10 protein-coding genes are annotated in these 14,402 nt (G+C 67.3%); 2 read left to right on the top strand and 8 right to left on the bottom strand.

What is annotated here, in order from left to right; genetic code table 11:
• Positions 1 to 23: 23 nt before the first annotated feature.
• Positions 24 to 1,322, bottom strand: coding sequence for an extracellular solute-binding protein (locus J7E45_RS14430; RefSeq protein ID WP_215070203.1), 1,299 nt, complete (start codon positions 1,320 to 1,322; stop codon positions 24 to 26).
• 117 nt (positions 1,323 to 1,439) lie between these two features.
• Here J7E45_RS14430 and J7E45_RS14425 point away from each other — a divergent pair, with 117 nt between their 5' ends.
• On the top strand, positions 1,440 to 2,471 hold the full coding sequence (locus tag J7E45_RS14425; protein ID WP_215070201.1) for a LacI family DNA-binding transcriptional regulator: 1,032 nt from the start codon (positions 1,440 to 1,442) through the stop codon (positions 2,469 to 2,471).
• A 66-nt stretch (positions 2,472 to 2,537) separates the two neighbouring features.
• Here the strand turns inward: J7E45_RS14425 and J7E45_RS14420 are convergent, their stop codons facing one another.
• From J7E45_RS14420 to J7E45_RS14395, 6 genes are all read right to left on the bottom strand, one after another.
• Positions 2,538 to 6,656, bottom strand: a complete 4,119-nt coding sequence (locus J7E45_RS14420) for a PQQ-dependent sugar dehydrogenase (protein WP_308162140.1) — start codon at positions 6,654 to 6,656, stop codon at positions 2,538 to 2,540.
• 264 nt (positions 6,657 to 6,920) lie between these two features.
• Positions 6,921 to 7,673 (bottom strand): ABC transporter ATP-binding protein, encoded by a 753-nt coding sequence (locus J7E45_RS14415; protein ID WP_029262176.1) that lies wholly within the window; start codon positions 7,671 to 7,673, stop codon positions 6,921 to 6,923.
• Positions 7,663 to 8,424, bottom strand: a complete 762-nt coding sequence (locus tag J7E45_RS14410; protein ID WP_215070199.1) for an ABC transporter ATP-binding protein — start codon at positions 8,422 to 8,424, stop codon at positions 7,663 to 7,665. The genes J7E45_RS14415 and J7E45_RS14410 overlap by 11 nt, the downstream gene beginning before the upstream one ends.
• Positions 8,421 to 9,512 (bottom strand): branched-chain amino acid ABC transporter permease, encoded by a 1,092-nt coding sequence (locus J7E45_RS14405; protein ID WP_244175863.1) that lies wholly within the window; start codon positions 9,510 to 9,512, stop codon positions 8,421 to 8,423. The genes J7E45_RS14410 and J7E45_RS14405 overlap by 4 nt, the downstream gene beginning before the upstream one ends.
• Before the next feature lie 28 nt (positions 9,513 to 9,540).
• Entirely contained in the window at positions 9,541 to 10,425 is an 885-nt protein-coding gene (locus tag J7E45_RS14400) for a branched-chain amino acid ABC transporter permease (RefSeq protein ID WP_091028649.1), read from the bottom strand.
• Positions 10,426 to 10,435: 10 nt separating this feature from the next.
• Positions 10,436 to 11,671: an amino acid ABC transporter substrate-binding protein gene (locus J7E45_RS14395; RefSeq protein ID WP_197021047.1), complete on the bottom strand. Its 1,236-nt coding sequence runs from the start codon at positions 11,669 to 11,671 to the stop codon at positions 10,436 to 10,438.
• A 128-nt stretch (positions 11,672 to 11,799) separates the two neighbouring features.
• On the opposite strand from J7E45_RS14395, the gene J7E45_RS14390 reads away from it, so the two are divergent.
• Positions 11,800 to 12,813 carry a LacI family DNA-binding transcriptional regulator gene (locus J7E45_RS14390; protein ID WP_215070197.1) on the top strand — a complete coding sequence of 338 codons (1,014 nt, stop codon included), beginning with the start codon at positions 11,800 to 11,802 and terminating at the stop codon, positions 12,811 to 12,813.
• A gap of 11 nt (positions 12,814 to 12,824) precedes the next feature.
• On the opposite strand, the gene J7E45_RS14385 is transcribed toward J7E45_RS14390, so the two are convergent.
• Positions 12,825 to 14,324, bottom strand: a complete 1,500-nt coding sequence (locus tag J7E45_RS14385) for an arylsulfatase (RefSeq protein ID WP_215070195.1) — start codon at positions 14,322 to 14,324, stop codon at positions 12,825 to 12,827.
• Between the last annotated feature and the right edge of the window lie 78 nt (positions 14,325 to 14,402).

Below are 14,402 nucleotides of genomic sequence, written 5' to 3'. Positions count from 1 at the left end.
CGCCGCCCCCTCTCGTTTTCTCGCTAGTCGAGGTCCGCCTGGATCATCGACATGAACTCCTCGGCGGAGACACTGCCGGTGATCAGCGGTGCCGCGTTGCGCTGGCTCGTGGTCGTGGCCTCCGCAGAGAACAGCGCCTCGAACCAGAGGACGGTCGTCTCGGTGTCGGCGACCTGCTCCTGGATGAGCTGCGTGAGCGGCGGCACATCGGTGACCTCGGTGTTCAGCGCGAAGCCGGACACGCGGTTCTCCTGCTCGAGTGCCACGGAGCCGTAGTTCTCGGTGATGCAGGACAGCCACGCCTCGGTGTCGTCGTTCACGGCCTTGGCGTTCATCGTGATGGGCAGGCCCACGTTGGCGGCGAGCTGCGAGCGGTCGCCCTTACCGCCCTCGACGCCCGGGAACGGCATGAAGCCGACGTTCTCGGCGCCGATCTGGTTCACCTCGGGGTCGTTCGCCTGGCTCAGGAACCACGAGCCCATGTAGAACATCGCCGCGGAGCCGTTGAGGAACTGGTTCTCGCTGGTGGCCATGTCGATGGAGCCGACGCCCTTGCCGAAGTAGCCCTCGGCGCCGAGGTCGGCGATCGCCTGCGCGGCGGCCACGTACTCGGGGTCGGTGAGCTTCGCCTCGCCGTCGGCGACCTTCTGCAGTGCGTCCGGACCGAGGTCGCGGAAGAGGTAGCCGGAGATGAGGCGCGTGATGGGCCAGCCCTGCTCGCCACTCGCGGAGAACGGCTGGATGCCGGCCGCCTCGAGCTTCGCGGCGGCGGCGGCGAGCTCGTCGAAGGTCTGCGGCTCGTCGATGCCCTGCTCGGCGAAGATCGCCTTGTTGTACCAGATGCCCTCGACGTTGTATTCGAAGGGCAGCACGCGGAAGCCGCCGTAGAGGTTCTCGATGGTCGAGATCGCCGCGGGCTCGATGTTGTCGATCACGTCGAGGTCGGTGAGGATCTCCTCGAAGTCGGCGACGTTGCCCGAATCGGCGAGGGTCTTGGTCAGTGCAGGGGCGTTGCCCGCGCTGAAGAGCACCGGCAGGTCGCCCTGGCCGGCCTTGAGCTGCAGCTGCTGGTCGAGGTTCGACTGCGGCACCGTCTCGACATCGAGCGGCAGGGTGTCAGCCTCGGCGGAGCAGGACGCACCGGCGAGCGTCTCCAGGATGGCGGGTACTTCGGTGTTCTCTACGTTCACGAACAGGGACAGCGAGTCGGTGCCCGCCGTCGATCCCCCGCCGCCGCCGCATGCGGTGAGTGCGAGGGCCGATGCTCCGGCGATGGCGGTGATCGCACCGCGTCTCCAGAGCCGTGCTGTGGTCAGCTTCATGATTTCCTCCTTGAAACGGGCGAGCCGCATTGATCACACACTTGAAGCGCTTCAGATAGTACGCTTGAAGCGCTCCAAGATGCAAATGGCAATTCGTGACGAACGGACGACGAACACATGAACACCTCCCCCGACGCGAGTCGGCCCCGCCCGGTGATGGCAGACGTCGCCCGGCACGCGGGTGTCGCCCTCGGCACGGTGTCGAACGTGCTGAACAATCCGCAGATCGTCGCCCAGGAGACGCGCGAGCGGGTACTGAACGCCATCGACGAACTCGGGTTCGTGCGCAACAACGCCGCGCGCTCCCTCGTCACCGGGCGAGCGGACACCGTGGGTTTCGTGGTCGTCGATGTCGGCAACTCGTTCTTCGTCGACATGGCGCGCGGCGTCGAGGAAGAGCTCGACGCGCACAACATCCGCCTCCTCCTCGCCAACAGCGACGTGAACCTCGCGAAGCAGGACTCCTACATCAGCGTGTTCGAGGAGGCGAAGGTGGCCGGCATCCTCCTCGCGCCGCTCGACGCACCGCTCGATGCCGCTCGCGCCGCCCGCCACCGCGGCATGCCCGTCGTGCACGTGAACTGGTCGGGAGATGACGACGCCTGCGGCGTGGTCGTCGACGAGGAGCTCGGCGGCTACCTCGCGACCAGGCATCTGCTCGACCAGGGGCTACGACGCCTGGCCTTCGCCGGAGGCCCGTTCTCGCTCTCCGCGATCGCCCAGCGTCACATCGGAGCGCAGCGGGCGGTGGCCGAGGTCGCCGACGCCCACCTCGAGACGATCGAGACGCGCAGCATCACCGTGCGCGGCGGCTATGCGCTCGGCGAGATGCTCAGCTCGCGCCCCGTCGGCGAACGCCCCGAAGGACTGTTCGCCGCTGCTGACGCGCTGGCCGCGGGAGCGATCCAGACCATGCAGCTTGCCGGCATGCATGTGCCCTCGGACATCGCGGTGGTCGGCTACGACAACAACCATTTCGCGCAGGACAGCTCGATCCCGATCACCAGCGTCGGCCAGCCGGGACACGAGATGGGCCGCACCGCCGCCCAGGTGCTCTACGAGGAGATCTCCGACCCCGCAGACCACACGCACCGCACGATCACGATGACGCCCACGCTCTTCGCCCGCGCGAGTTCGGCCGTCGTCTGACACACATACGCAGAGCGGCCTCGGAGACAGAATCCGTCCCCGAGGCCGCTTCATGCGAGATCGCGACTACCCGCCGGCGCCGGTCAGCGTGAACGGCACGGTCGTGGCGTTGCCCGCCACGTCGTAGACGACCAGCGTGTTCGCCCCGGCCTTGGCGCCGAAGGCACCCGGCTTCACGAAGTTGAGGTCGGACCAGACGTTGTCGGTCAGATCCTTCGCCACTCCGTTGACCGTCAGCCGATCGACCTTGCCTGCATCGTTGAGCTTGTACGACACCAGGCTGTAGGAGCCGTTCGCACCGACGGTGTACTGGCCACCCTCCTTGACCGTGACGGCGGGAGCCGTGACGTCGAGCGTGAAGGTGACCGTGGTGGCGTTGCCCGCCACGTCGTACACGACCAGCGTGTTCGCCCCGGCCACGGCGCCGAACACTCCCGGCTTCACGTGGTTCAGGTCGGACCAGACGTTGTCGGTCAGATCCTTCTCGACGCCGTTGAGGGTCAGACGGTCGATCTTCCCCTCGTCGTGGAGCTTGAACGACACCTGGCTGTAGATGCCGTCACGACCGACCGTGAACTCCGCGCCGCTCTTGACGGTCGCCGCGGGAGCCGTGGTGTCCGTCGCCGCCGCCGTGACCGAGAGGTCGCGGAGACGCCCGAAGTTGTCGAACGAGCCGAAGCCCACCCGACCCTCGGGGAACGTCTTGTCGTTCGCGGTCATCAGCGGGGTGTCGAGTCCGTCGACGTAGACGGCGATGTCGCCGCTGTCCACGCAGCGGACCACGCGCACGTCGTGCCACTCCTCATCGGTGACCGCCGGCGGGGCACCGACCGCGCCGTCCCACTGGTCGTCGATCCGCTCGCGGTCGGCCTTGTTCACCTTGAAGATGCCGTTGTGCGGGTAGATCGAGTTGTCCTGTGAGAGGTGCGCGTAGTAATACTCCGTGTCCGACTTCCAGCCGAAGACGATGATCACGTCGCGGTTGTTCACGGATGCCTTCTCGTCGAGACGCACCTGACCGGTGAGGTCGAACGATCCGAGCTCCGGTCCTTCGGTGAGGACGGCGTACTCGAACGGTCGGCGGATGCCGTCGTTCGGATTGGTGCCGGCCTCGGTGAGCACGACCTCGTCGCCGGGGAAGTCCCACTTGGCCGGGGTCCGCGGCGCCCAATCACCCTCCGCCATCACGTCGGTGATGACCTCGCCGTCGGGCGTGCAGGTGGGCGGCGTCGGCGGTTCGACCGGCGGCACAGCGTACAGCGCGTACTGTGCGGCGACCTGCTCGGCCGTCGGCACGGTGTCGAGCAGCATGATGTCGTCCATCCGCCCGTTGAACGGGTTGGCCTCCTTCGTGTTCTGCGGGAAGCTGCCGCCGATCTTGATGCCGGCCGGTGCGGTGTCGGACGTGGATCCTTCACCCCACGGGTTCGCCGCGGTGTACTTGCCCGCCAGCGGCTCGCCGTTCATGAACAGCTTCATCTCGCCCGCCGCGAAGTCGAAGGTCGCAGCGAGGTGCACCCACTGCCCCTTCTTGAGGATCTCGTTCCACGGCAGGTCGGCCGCGAACGTCCACGAGCCGGCGCCGTCGACGCGACGCCCGAGCGCCACGAGCTTGAGCTCGCCGTCGACCGTGATGACCTCGAGCAGTGCCCGCACGGCGTGTCCGTCGGAGGTGCCGGTGAGCACGCCCGCGAGACCGATCGCGTTGTACACGTCGTCCGGGTTCGCGGTCCCCGAGTTCAGGGCGGGGTGATCGCCGGTCGGCTTGAACCAGCCCATGACGGCGGCCTTGTCCGTGCCGGCGAACGCGTCCAGCGACTCGACGCCCTTCGCATCGTAGATGCCCGCCTTCCAGTCGTCGTTCGACGCGGTCCGCGGACTCATCTGCTGGGTCTGCAGCGCCTCGCCCGCACCGGGGTAGGCGCGGTCGGCGACCCGCATCTCGACCCCGCCGTTGATCAGCGAGATGTCGGTGCCGGAGCGCCCCTGGTCGACCTCGATCGTCGGCTTCGCCGCATCCGGGTGGTCGAAGTCGTGGTGCGTGACGAGGTTCGGCGCGAGCGCCGGGAGCACGAACGGGTTGGTCGGCTCATCGACCGAGCGCGCCCCGGTGACCTTCCAGATCTTGCCGTTCGCCTTGGAGACGAGGTAGAGCTCGCCGTCGGCGTCCGAGCCAAACCGCAGGTCGACGCGCTTGTCGCCGACCAGCTCCTGGAACGTGGTCTCCTCACCGTCGGCGAACACCCGCAGCTCCTCGATCGTGGCGAGGTCGTCGATGTCTCCGTCGTTGCGCACCATCTCCTCGGCATCCGTCGACAGCACCCAGCCGCGCACCAGGTCGGTGAAGAGGTAGCGTCCCTGAAGTTCGGGGATGTCGCCGCGGTAGACGAATCCGCCGTTCACGGCCACTCCCGCATCGCCGGTCTGACCGGGGTCGCGGTTGTGATCGTAGGCGGCCACCGGGTAGGTGAAGCCGTTCTCGGCATCGTCCTTCGGCAGCGGGAAGATCTGTCGATTCTCGGCGAGGAACGACCCCTCTCGCACCGACCAGCCGAAGTTGTCTCCCGGCTCGACGGCGTAGACCGACTCGACCTGCCACTCGCCGATGTGCGCGAGGTACATGGTGTGGTCGCCCTCGGTGTCCCAGCTGATGCGGTGCGGGTCGCGCATGCCGACGGCGTAGATCTCCGGCAGCGCATCCGCGTCATCGACGAACGGGTTGTCGGCCGGAACGCCGTACTCGCCGTTCTCGCTGTCGTCGCCGGTCGGGTTCACGCGCAGGATCTTGCCCTGGGGTGTGGCCAGGTCCTGCGGGTTGCCGTTGCCGACTCCGTTGCCGCCGTCGCCGACGAGGACGTAGAGGTTGCCGTAGTCGGCATCGCCCTCCGACACCGTCGGGTTGAACGCGATCTGCTGCACGGTGTGCACGCGGCCCGCGAACGGGATGCGCATGACCTCGCGGTGCGTGCCGGCGAAGGTCGCCGCCGAGGGGTCATCGGCCTTCCACTCGGTGATCACGCTGTGGAACGCGGTGGTGCCGAAGGCCGGGAAGTCCGGAGTGTCTTCGGTCAGCGCCGTGCCGCCCTCGGTGTGCACGGTGTAGAACAGCCCGTTCTCGGCGAAGTCCGGGTGGAACTCGGCGGACCCGAGACCCGTGCCGAGCCCTGCGCTGTTGTGGAAGTTGTCGATGAACTCGTTCCGGACGCTGAGGTACGGCACGTACTCGCCCGATTCCTTGTCGACCAGATAGAGGATGTCGTTGTTGTCGGGCACCATCAGCCGACCGGAGTCATCGGGCACCTCGTCGAGGTGCGTGATGCGGTTGTGCCGCACCAGACGCTGATCCTGCGTGGCCGGGGTCGTCTGCGACTTCGGAAGCTGAGCGAGCTCGGTCACCTCGATGCCGAGGTCGGCGAGCGCGGGGTCGGGCAGCGGGTTGAGCAGCGGCTCGTTCGCCGTGCCTCCCGGTGCGCAGTCGCCGGGGTTGCCCGTCGCGATCGCGAGGTTCTCCCCCGTGTTGTCGACGGCCACGTCGTCGAGCAGGAGCCGTCCCGTGCTGGTGGCGCCGTTCTTCCAGAAGAACCGGTCGAGCGCGCCGTTCACCGCCTGGCGGAAGCCGAACTGCTGCTCGGTCCCCTCCGGGAGGCGGGTCTGCTCCTCGTACGCGCCGCCCTGGCTGTACACGGTGACCTTGTCGGTCGCGTTGTCGGCGACGATCCACACGCACTGCCAGGCGTCCTTCGACCACACGCCCGCGGGCTTGAAGGCTCCGCCGTCGCGCACGCGCAGCACGTCGTCGTTCTGGTTGTTCACGTAGGCACGGCTGTTCACGTAGTCGTTCGGCGCATCCACATCGGTGAGGCCGAACGAGGTGTCGACGCTGCCGGTGCGCAGGAAGCGGAAGAACAGCGTGCCGGTGTCACCCTCGGCGATGGCCGGGATCGCACGATACGACTGCTGCCCGCCGCCCACGGACTCGACGACCTGGTTGTTGCCGTTGAGCGGGTCGGCGATCACACGCGGAGCCGCGGATGACGTCCATCCGTCCTGCCCGTTCAGCGCGACGCGCTCGTACGCCTCGAAGTCGACCAGCTCGGTGAAGGGTTCCGCCGCGGCAGCGGGGGTCGCGGTGAGCAAGGCTCCGACGACGGCCGCGGCGGCGACCAGCGCACCCGTTCGTCGCACCCCGACCGATCGAGGAGGAGGTGCTGCCGATCGAGTGCTCGAGCTCGCGGGTCGCATGGATCGTTCGTGCATCAGAAACCTCTCAACGTCGTCGTCGTGTGGTGTCGTGCCGATGGGTCGTGCCGCCTTCTCCGGGGCGGCACTGCAGCGGAGAAGGTGTGGAACGGTACTGCGGGTCGGGGGCGGAAACGCTTTCGCAAGCGCTTTCGTCGGATGGACGAGAAAGGCGGGAGGAGGCAGTCACTGCCTCCTCCCGCCGGAGGTTCATCCCGCGTCGGGGACGGTGGGCTTGCCGCCGAGATACAGCGCGGCGAGGGTCGGATCCGCGAGGAGCTCGGATGCCGGCCCCGAGATGTGCACCCGGCCGAGGTCGAGCACGCACCCGATATCCGCGGTCTCGAGCGCCCGTCGCGCGTTCTGCTCGACGAGCAGCACGGCGGTGCCCGCGTCGCGCATACGCACGATCTGCTCGAACACCTTCTCGGTCGTCTTGGGGTCGAGGCCCATCGACGGCTCGTCGAGGAGCACGACCTTCGGGCTCACCATGAGCGACCGCGCGAACTCGACCTGCTTCTGCTGACCGCCCGAGAGTAGGCCGGCGAGCTGCTTCCACCGCTCCCCCACGATCGGGAAGAGGTTCTGCACGAAATCGACGCGCTCCTGGATGACCTTCTGATCCTTGAGGGTGAAGGCCCCGAGCATCACGTTCTCGCCGACCGTCATCTCCCGGAACACACTGTGCCCCTGCAGCACGTGCGCGAGCCCGTGCCGCAGCATCGACTGCGGTCCCTCGCCGGTGATGTCACGACCATCGACGCGGATGCTGCCCGAGCGGGGCTTGAGCATGCCGGATGCCACCTTGAGCACGGTCGACTTGCCGGCACCGTTGGGCCCGACGAGGCAGACGACCGATCCGGGCGGCACCTCGACGGTGAGCCCGCGGAGCACGAGCGCCGCCCGACCGTAGCCGGCCTCGATGTCGCGCAGCTCGAGCAGGTTCTTCGCTTCAGACTCCAAGGTAGGCCTCCAGGACTCGCGGGTCTTGCTGGATGATCTCAGGCGTTCCCTCGGCGATCTGACGCCCGCGGTCGAACACCACGACGTGGTCGCACAGGCTCATGACCATCTCCATGTTGTGCTCGACGATGATGAACGTCTTGCCCTCGTCGTTGAGCTCGCGCACCAGGGTGGCGATGCGTCCGATGAGGGCGGGGTTCACGCCTCCCGCGGGCTCGTCGAGCATGATCGTGTCGGGCTCGCCCATGAGCACGCCCGCCAGCTCGAGCAGCTTCTGCTGGCCGTAGCTGAGGTTGCGCGCCTCGGCGTGCTCGAGGTGGTCGATGCCGACACGTCGCAGCCAGCCGCGCGCCCGCTCCAACTCCTCCGGATCGTGCGCCGAGCGCAGCTGCTGGCGGATGCTCGTGCTGCGCACCGCCACGAGCAGGTTCTCCATCACTGTCATGCGAGGGAAGACCCGGCACAGCTGGAAGCTGCGGCCGATGCCGGCACGGGCGATGCGGTCGGGCGACTTGCGGGTGATCGCCTGCCCCCGGTAACGCACCTCGCCCGAGTCGGGCTTGATCATGCCGGTCACGCAGTTGAAGAAGGTGGTCTTACCCGAGCCGTTGGGCCCGATCAGGCCGTTGACCTTGCCCTCCTGGAAGTTGACCGTCGCACCGTCGACGGCGGTGACGCCGCCGAACGACTTGGTCATCTCGACCGTGCTCAGACTCTCCAGCGTTGTGGGCTGTGCCGTGGGGGCGTTCATGACGACGTCTCCTTCGTCGAGGCATCCGCTGTTCGGGCCGAAGCATCCGCTGCCCGCTTCTCGTTCTGCTCGAGCAGCTGCCCGGCGGTCAACTCGCGGATCGAGGCCTCGTTAGACGACCGCGTGAACAGTCCCTTCACGGCGGGGATGATGCCGTCGGGCATGAAGAGCACGACGATGCCGAGCAGGATGCCGGTGGCGATGAGGTGGAACTGGGTGTCGCCGAACTCGAGCTTGAAATACTCGAGCGCGAGGCCGACGACGACGGCGCCGAGCAGCGGACCGAAGAGGTTGCGCACCCCGCCGAGCAGCGCCATCAGCACCATGTACGAGCCGATGAGGATCGAGAACTGGAAGATGGGGTCCAGGTCTCCGAACCACAGCGCGTACAGTCCGCCGCCCAGTGACACGAACAGCGCCGACAGCACGTAGGCGATCAGCTTGTAGCGCGTGGTGGGCACGCCGAGTGCCTGCGCCTTGTCTTCGTCTTCGCGCACCGACTTGAGCGCAGTGCCGAACTTGGACCGGTCGATGATCCACCACACGACGAGCGCGAAGGCCAGGAGGCCCGCGAACAGGTAGTAGAAGATGCGGTGGTGCTCGGGCCGCAGCACGTCGAACGGACGCGGGACGTTGAGTCCCTCGGAGCCGCCGGTGACCTCGCGCCAGCTCTGGAAGACCAGCAGCATGATGAGCACGAAGGCGATCGACACGATCACGAACGAGGCGCCGCGCACCCGGAGGGCGGCGATGCCGATCGGGATCGCGATGATCGAGACGAGCACGGCCGCGAGGATCCAGGCGACGAAGCCGGGCAGCGCCAGGTACTTGATGAGGAGGCCGGTGCCGTAGGCGCCGAGCCCGAAGTAGGCGGCGTGTCCGAGGGAGATGTAGCCCGTGAACCCGCCCATGAAGTTCCACCCCGTCGACAGCACGGCGTAGTTGAGGATGACGACGCCCGCCGACAGGATGTACGGGTTCGGGGCGATGGTCGGGAAGGAGAGGACGAGGGCTGCGCCCACGACGAGGAGGACGATCCGCACCCACTTCGACGACGAGCGCCGCACGGGGGCGGATGGAGCGATCACAACCGTCTCGGTCGGGATCGGCTCTCTGCTAGAAACGCTGGGCAAGACGACCTCCGAAGAATCCTTGCGGACGGAACATGAGCGTGGCGAACAGGGCGACGTAGAACACCGTCTGTGCCCAGGTCGGCCCCAGCGGGAGCTGGAGCAGGCTCTGCGCGATCCCGAGGACGAGAGCCGCGATGGCCGCACCCGGGATGCTGCCGAGTCCGCCGACGACGATGATCGCCATGAGCGGGCCGATCCAGTGCCAGTGCAGCGACGGGTAGATCGTGGCGTCGAGCGAGAGCGCGGTGCCGCCGATCGCCGCCGTGGCGAGTCCGAGACCGAACCCGTAGCCGGCGACCCGGTCGGTGTTGATGCCGACCAGTCGCGCGGCCTCGGGATGCTGGATCGTCGCCCGCAGCGCCTGCCCGAACTTCGTGTACTTCAGCAGCACGAACAGGAGCGCGAGGGCGACGGCCGCCAGCCCGAAGGCGATGAGCTTGACCACCGGCACCTGGGCGCCGAAGAAGTCGAGGCTCGCACTCGCATAAGGAAGCGGGATGCGGCGCTGGGTCCCGGTGAAGAAGAACCCGAGCGCCCCCTCGATGATCAGCGCCACGGCGAAGGTGAGCAGCACCGACATCATGGTCAGGGTCAGGGGCTTGAGCCTCGAGACGAGCAGTCGCTGCATCACGACGCCGGTCAGGAAGAACAGGGGCACCGTGACGACGAGCGACACGAGGGGGTCGATGCCGGTCTCCCGGTTGAACCACCACGCGAGGTACGCAGCCAGGATGAGGAAGGCGGAGTGCGCGATCATGACGACGCGCATGATTCCGAAGTACAGCGTGAGCCCGGCCGCCAGGAGGGCGTAGAGCCCTCCCAGCAGGATGCCGAGGATCAGGCTTTGCAGCAGCAGTGCTCCACTCACGATGTGCGGATCACCACGTCGGCTTCGGGAAGAGGAAGTCGGCTTCCTTGACGTCGTCCGGGAGGACGATCAGGATCTCGCCGTCGATCCACTGCTGGATGAGGTGGGCGCCGGTGGGCTTGCCCGTCTCGTCCCAGCTGAGCTCGCCGACGACGGTGTCGACGGAGTTGTCGCGCAGCCAGTCGATGAGCTCCTGCTGGCACTCGCCCTGCTCGGCGCAGCCCGCGGCCTCGACCGCAGCGGCGACGACCTGACCGGTCGTGTAGGCGTTGGCCTCGTCCTCGGACGGCGGGTTGCCGTGCATCTCGGTGTACTTCTCGACGAACTCGATGTTGCTGGGGAACTGCGACTTCGGCGAGTAACCGGTGGGGGCGAGGATGCCCTCGGTCGCACCGCCGATCGCGGCGGCGAACTCGGGGTTGGTCGGTGCGGTCGAGAACGCAGCGAGCTCCGGCTGATAGTTCAGCTGCTGGAGGGCGATGATCAGGTTGACCGCATCCTGATACTGCGTGCCGCCGATGACCATGTCGGCGTCCGACTGCGCGATCTTGGCCGCGATGGTGGAGAAGTCGGTCGTGTTCGGCGGATAGACCTCGTTCACGACGACCTCGACGCCACCCTCTTCGAGCTTGTCCCGGAGGCCGTAGGCGGTGCCCTGCGCGAAGGGGTCGTCCATCGCAGCGACGGCGACCGTCTCGGGCCTCTCCTCCTCCGGAAGCGCGAGCAGGTAGTCGGCGAGGTTGTTGTAGTGGTCGTTCGCGATCGCGGGGGCCGCGTAGAAGAGGTTGTCGAAGCCCTGCTCGAAGACCTCTTCCGCCGCGCCGGCCGGCTCGACGAAGAGCATGCCGTATTCCTGGGCGACGCGCGCCGAGGGAACGACGAGTCGCGTCGAGAACGGACCGAAGACGAGGTCGACGCCGTCCTGTGCGATCAGCGACTCGTAGTCGGAGACGACGCGGTCGGCGTTGGACTGGTCGTCGAGGATCTTGAGTTCGACCTGGCGTCCGAGGAGGCCGCCGTTCTCGTTGACGATGTCGCGCCAGGCCTCATAGCCTCGCTCGACACCCTTGCCCGGTTCGGAGAAGTCGCCCGTGAGCGGCAGCGAGATGCCGATGACGATAGGATCGTCGGATCCACCCCCCTCCGCCTGATCGCCGGGGGCCGAGCAGGCCGAAACCGTGAGCGCGGCGATCGACAGCGTTCCGATCGCTGCCGCGATCCGTCGACCGTGTCTGGGTGCAGTCATCCGAGTCTCCTACGTCATCGTAGCGAAAGCGCTTTCGTAAGCGCTTCCGCCACTATAGTGGGACCGAAGAACGAAGAGCAACCTACCTCGCAATCAGCGTTGATCTTGCTCCACAAGGGGGAGGTTTCGTGAAGCGTGAAGGCGCGCCACGACTCATCGATGTGGCCGAAACCGCAGGGGTCTCCCTGGCGAGCGCGTCGCGGGCGATGAGCGGCGGATCCGGCATCTCTCCCGAAGTGGCGGCGCACGTGCGCGTCATCGCCAAGCAGCTCGGCTACGAACCCAACATGCACGCGCGCGGACTCGCCGGCGGGCTCGTGCCGACGATCGGCCTCGTGGTGCACGAGATCGGCGACCCCTACTTCTCCGACATCGCCAGCGGCGTGATCCGCAGTGCCACGCTCGAGAACCGATCCGTGCAGATCGCCCAGGCCGACCGCACCCCCGACAGCGAACTCGCGCAGGTGAAGTCGCTGCTGCGCCAGCGCGTCGGCTCGATCATCATCGCCGGCTCCGGGTACGCCGATCCCGCACGCGAGCAGGGGATGACCGAGGCACTGCTCGACTTCACGCTGTCCGGAGGCCGCGCCGCGGTGATCGGCCGTCACCACCTTCCCGTCGACGCGGTGCTGCCCGACAATCACCGTGCGGGCATCTCCGTCGGACGCCACCTCGCCGAGCTGGGGCACCGCCGGATCGGCGTCGTCGCCGGCCCGCTCGACCTCAACACGGTCGCCGACCGCATCACCGGGCTGCGAGAGGGGACGAGCGACCCCGACCTGGAGCTCGTCATCGTCTCACACGAGTTCACCCGCGAGGGTGGCATCGCGGGGGCGCGCGAGCTGCTCGACCGCGACGTCACCGCCATCGTCGGCCTCAACGACGCCATGGCCATCGGCATCCTCAGCGAACTGCGACAGCACGGCATCCGTGTGCCGGAGGAGATGTCGGTCGTCGGCTTCGACGACATCTCCGTCGCCCCGGATGTCGCGCCCGCCCTCACCACCGCGCGCATCCCGATGTTCGAGATGGGGCAGCACGCCGTCTCGCTCATCCTCCGCCCGGCGAGCGACGAGGCGCGGACGATCGAGACCGCGCACGAGCTCATCATCCGTCAGTCGTCCGGGCCGCCCCGCGGCTGAGCGCGCGACGGTCAGGAGTTGCCGGCGGTGGTGTTCAGCTTCTTCATCACCTGGTTGATCGTGAAGGACGCCGACTCCTGCCGAGCCGGGAACTCGACGAGCGACTGCAGCATCCGGGCGACATAGGCCTGCGCCGGCACGAACAGGAAGATGCGGTCGATCACCCAATCCCAGTAGGTATTGGACGTGATGTCCGCCCGCTCGTACGGATCGGTGCGCAGGTTGAACAGCTTCGGGAAGCGCAGCTCGATGTACGGCTCCTGCCACACCAGCAGGGTGCCGACCGCACGCTGCTCCAGGAACACGAGCTTCCAATGGTCGAAGCGGAGGGCCGTGAGGTCACCGTCGTCCGAGACGTAGAAGAAGTGCCGACGCGGGCTGTGCTCGACAGCGCCGGTGATGTAGTCGAGTTGGTTGTTCCCGTCGAGGTGCACTTTGTATTCGGTGCCGTGCAGTGCGGTGCCCGCCTTCAGGCGCTCGGCCACGTCGTCGTCGCCGACGGCCGCGAGCAGCGTCACGAACCAGTCGTTGTGGCTCACGATGCCGTTCAGCGTCGTGCCCGCGGGGATGTGCCCGGGCCAGCGGACCATGGCCGGCACCCGGTAGGCGCCCTCCCAGTTCGAGTTCTTCTCGTTGCGGAACGGGGTCATGCCCGCATCCGGCCAACTGTTCATGTGCGGACCGTTGTCGGTGGAGTACATGACGATCGTGTTCTCGGCCAGCCCGAGCTCGTCGAGCAGGTCGAGCAGACTGCCCACGACGTCGTCGTGGTCGAGCATCGTGTCGTGATACTCCGACTGCCAGCGCCCCGCGCGCCCCTTGCTCTCTTCCTTGGTGTGCGTGCGGAAGTGCATGTGCGTGGAGTTGAACCAGACGAAGAACGGGGTGTCGTCCGCGGCCTGCGTGCGGATGAAGTCGGCGGCCGCGTCGCGGAACTCTTCGTCGACCGTCTCCATGCGCTTCTTCGTCAGCGGACCGGTGTCTTCGATGCGCTGCGTGCCGTCGGCGTTCGCCCAGGTGTGGAGCACCCCACGCGGTCGGAACTTCTCGCTGAACCCGGGGAATTCCTCATCGGTCGGATAGTCCGGATGCTCCGGCTCCTCCTCCGCGTTGAGGTGATAGAGGTTTCCGAAGAACTCGTCGAAACCATGGGCGGTCGGCAGGTGCTCGTCGCGGTCGCCGAGGTGGTTCTTGCCGAACTGCCCGTTGGCGTAGCCGTGGTGCTTGAGCGCATCGGCGATGGTGGGATCCTCGGGCTGGAGCCCGAGCTTCGCCCCCGGCATCCCCACCTTGGTGAGTCCGGTGCGGTACGGGTTCTGCCCGGTGATGAACGCCGCGCGCCCCGCGGTGCAGCTCTGTTCGCCGTAGTAGTCGGTGAACTTCACGCCCTCGTCGGCGATGCGGTCGATGTTCGGCGTCCGATAGCCCATGAGGCCGTCGGAGTACGTGCTGAGGTTGCTGATGCCGATGTCATCGCCCCAGATGATGAGGATGTTGGGTTTCTCGGACATACCGGCTCCTTGCTTCGACGCGTGAGACGGGGGCGATCGCCCTCGGTCGAAGCCAAGCACTCCCTCACGGGTGCGCCC

The organism is Microbacterium sp. ISL-59, from assembly GCF_018613945.1.
Taxonomy (GTDB): domain Bacteria; phylum Actinomycetota; class Actinomycetes; order Actinomycetales; family Microbacteriaceae; genus Microbacterium; species Microbacterium oxydans_B.
Note: the sequence above shows the minus strand (reverse complement) of the source record. Positions and strands in the feature narration are given on the sequence as shown.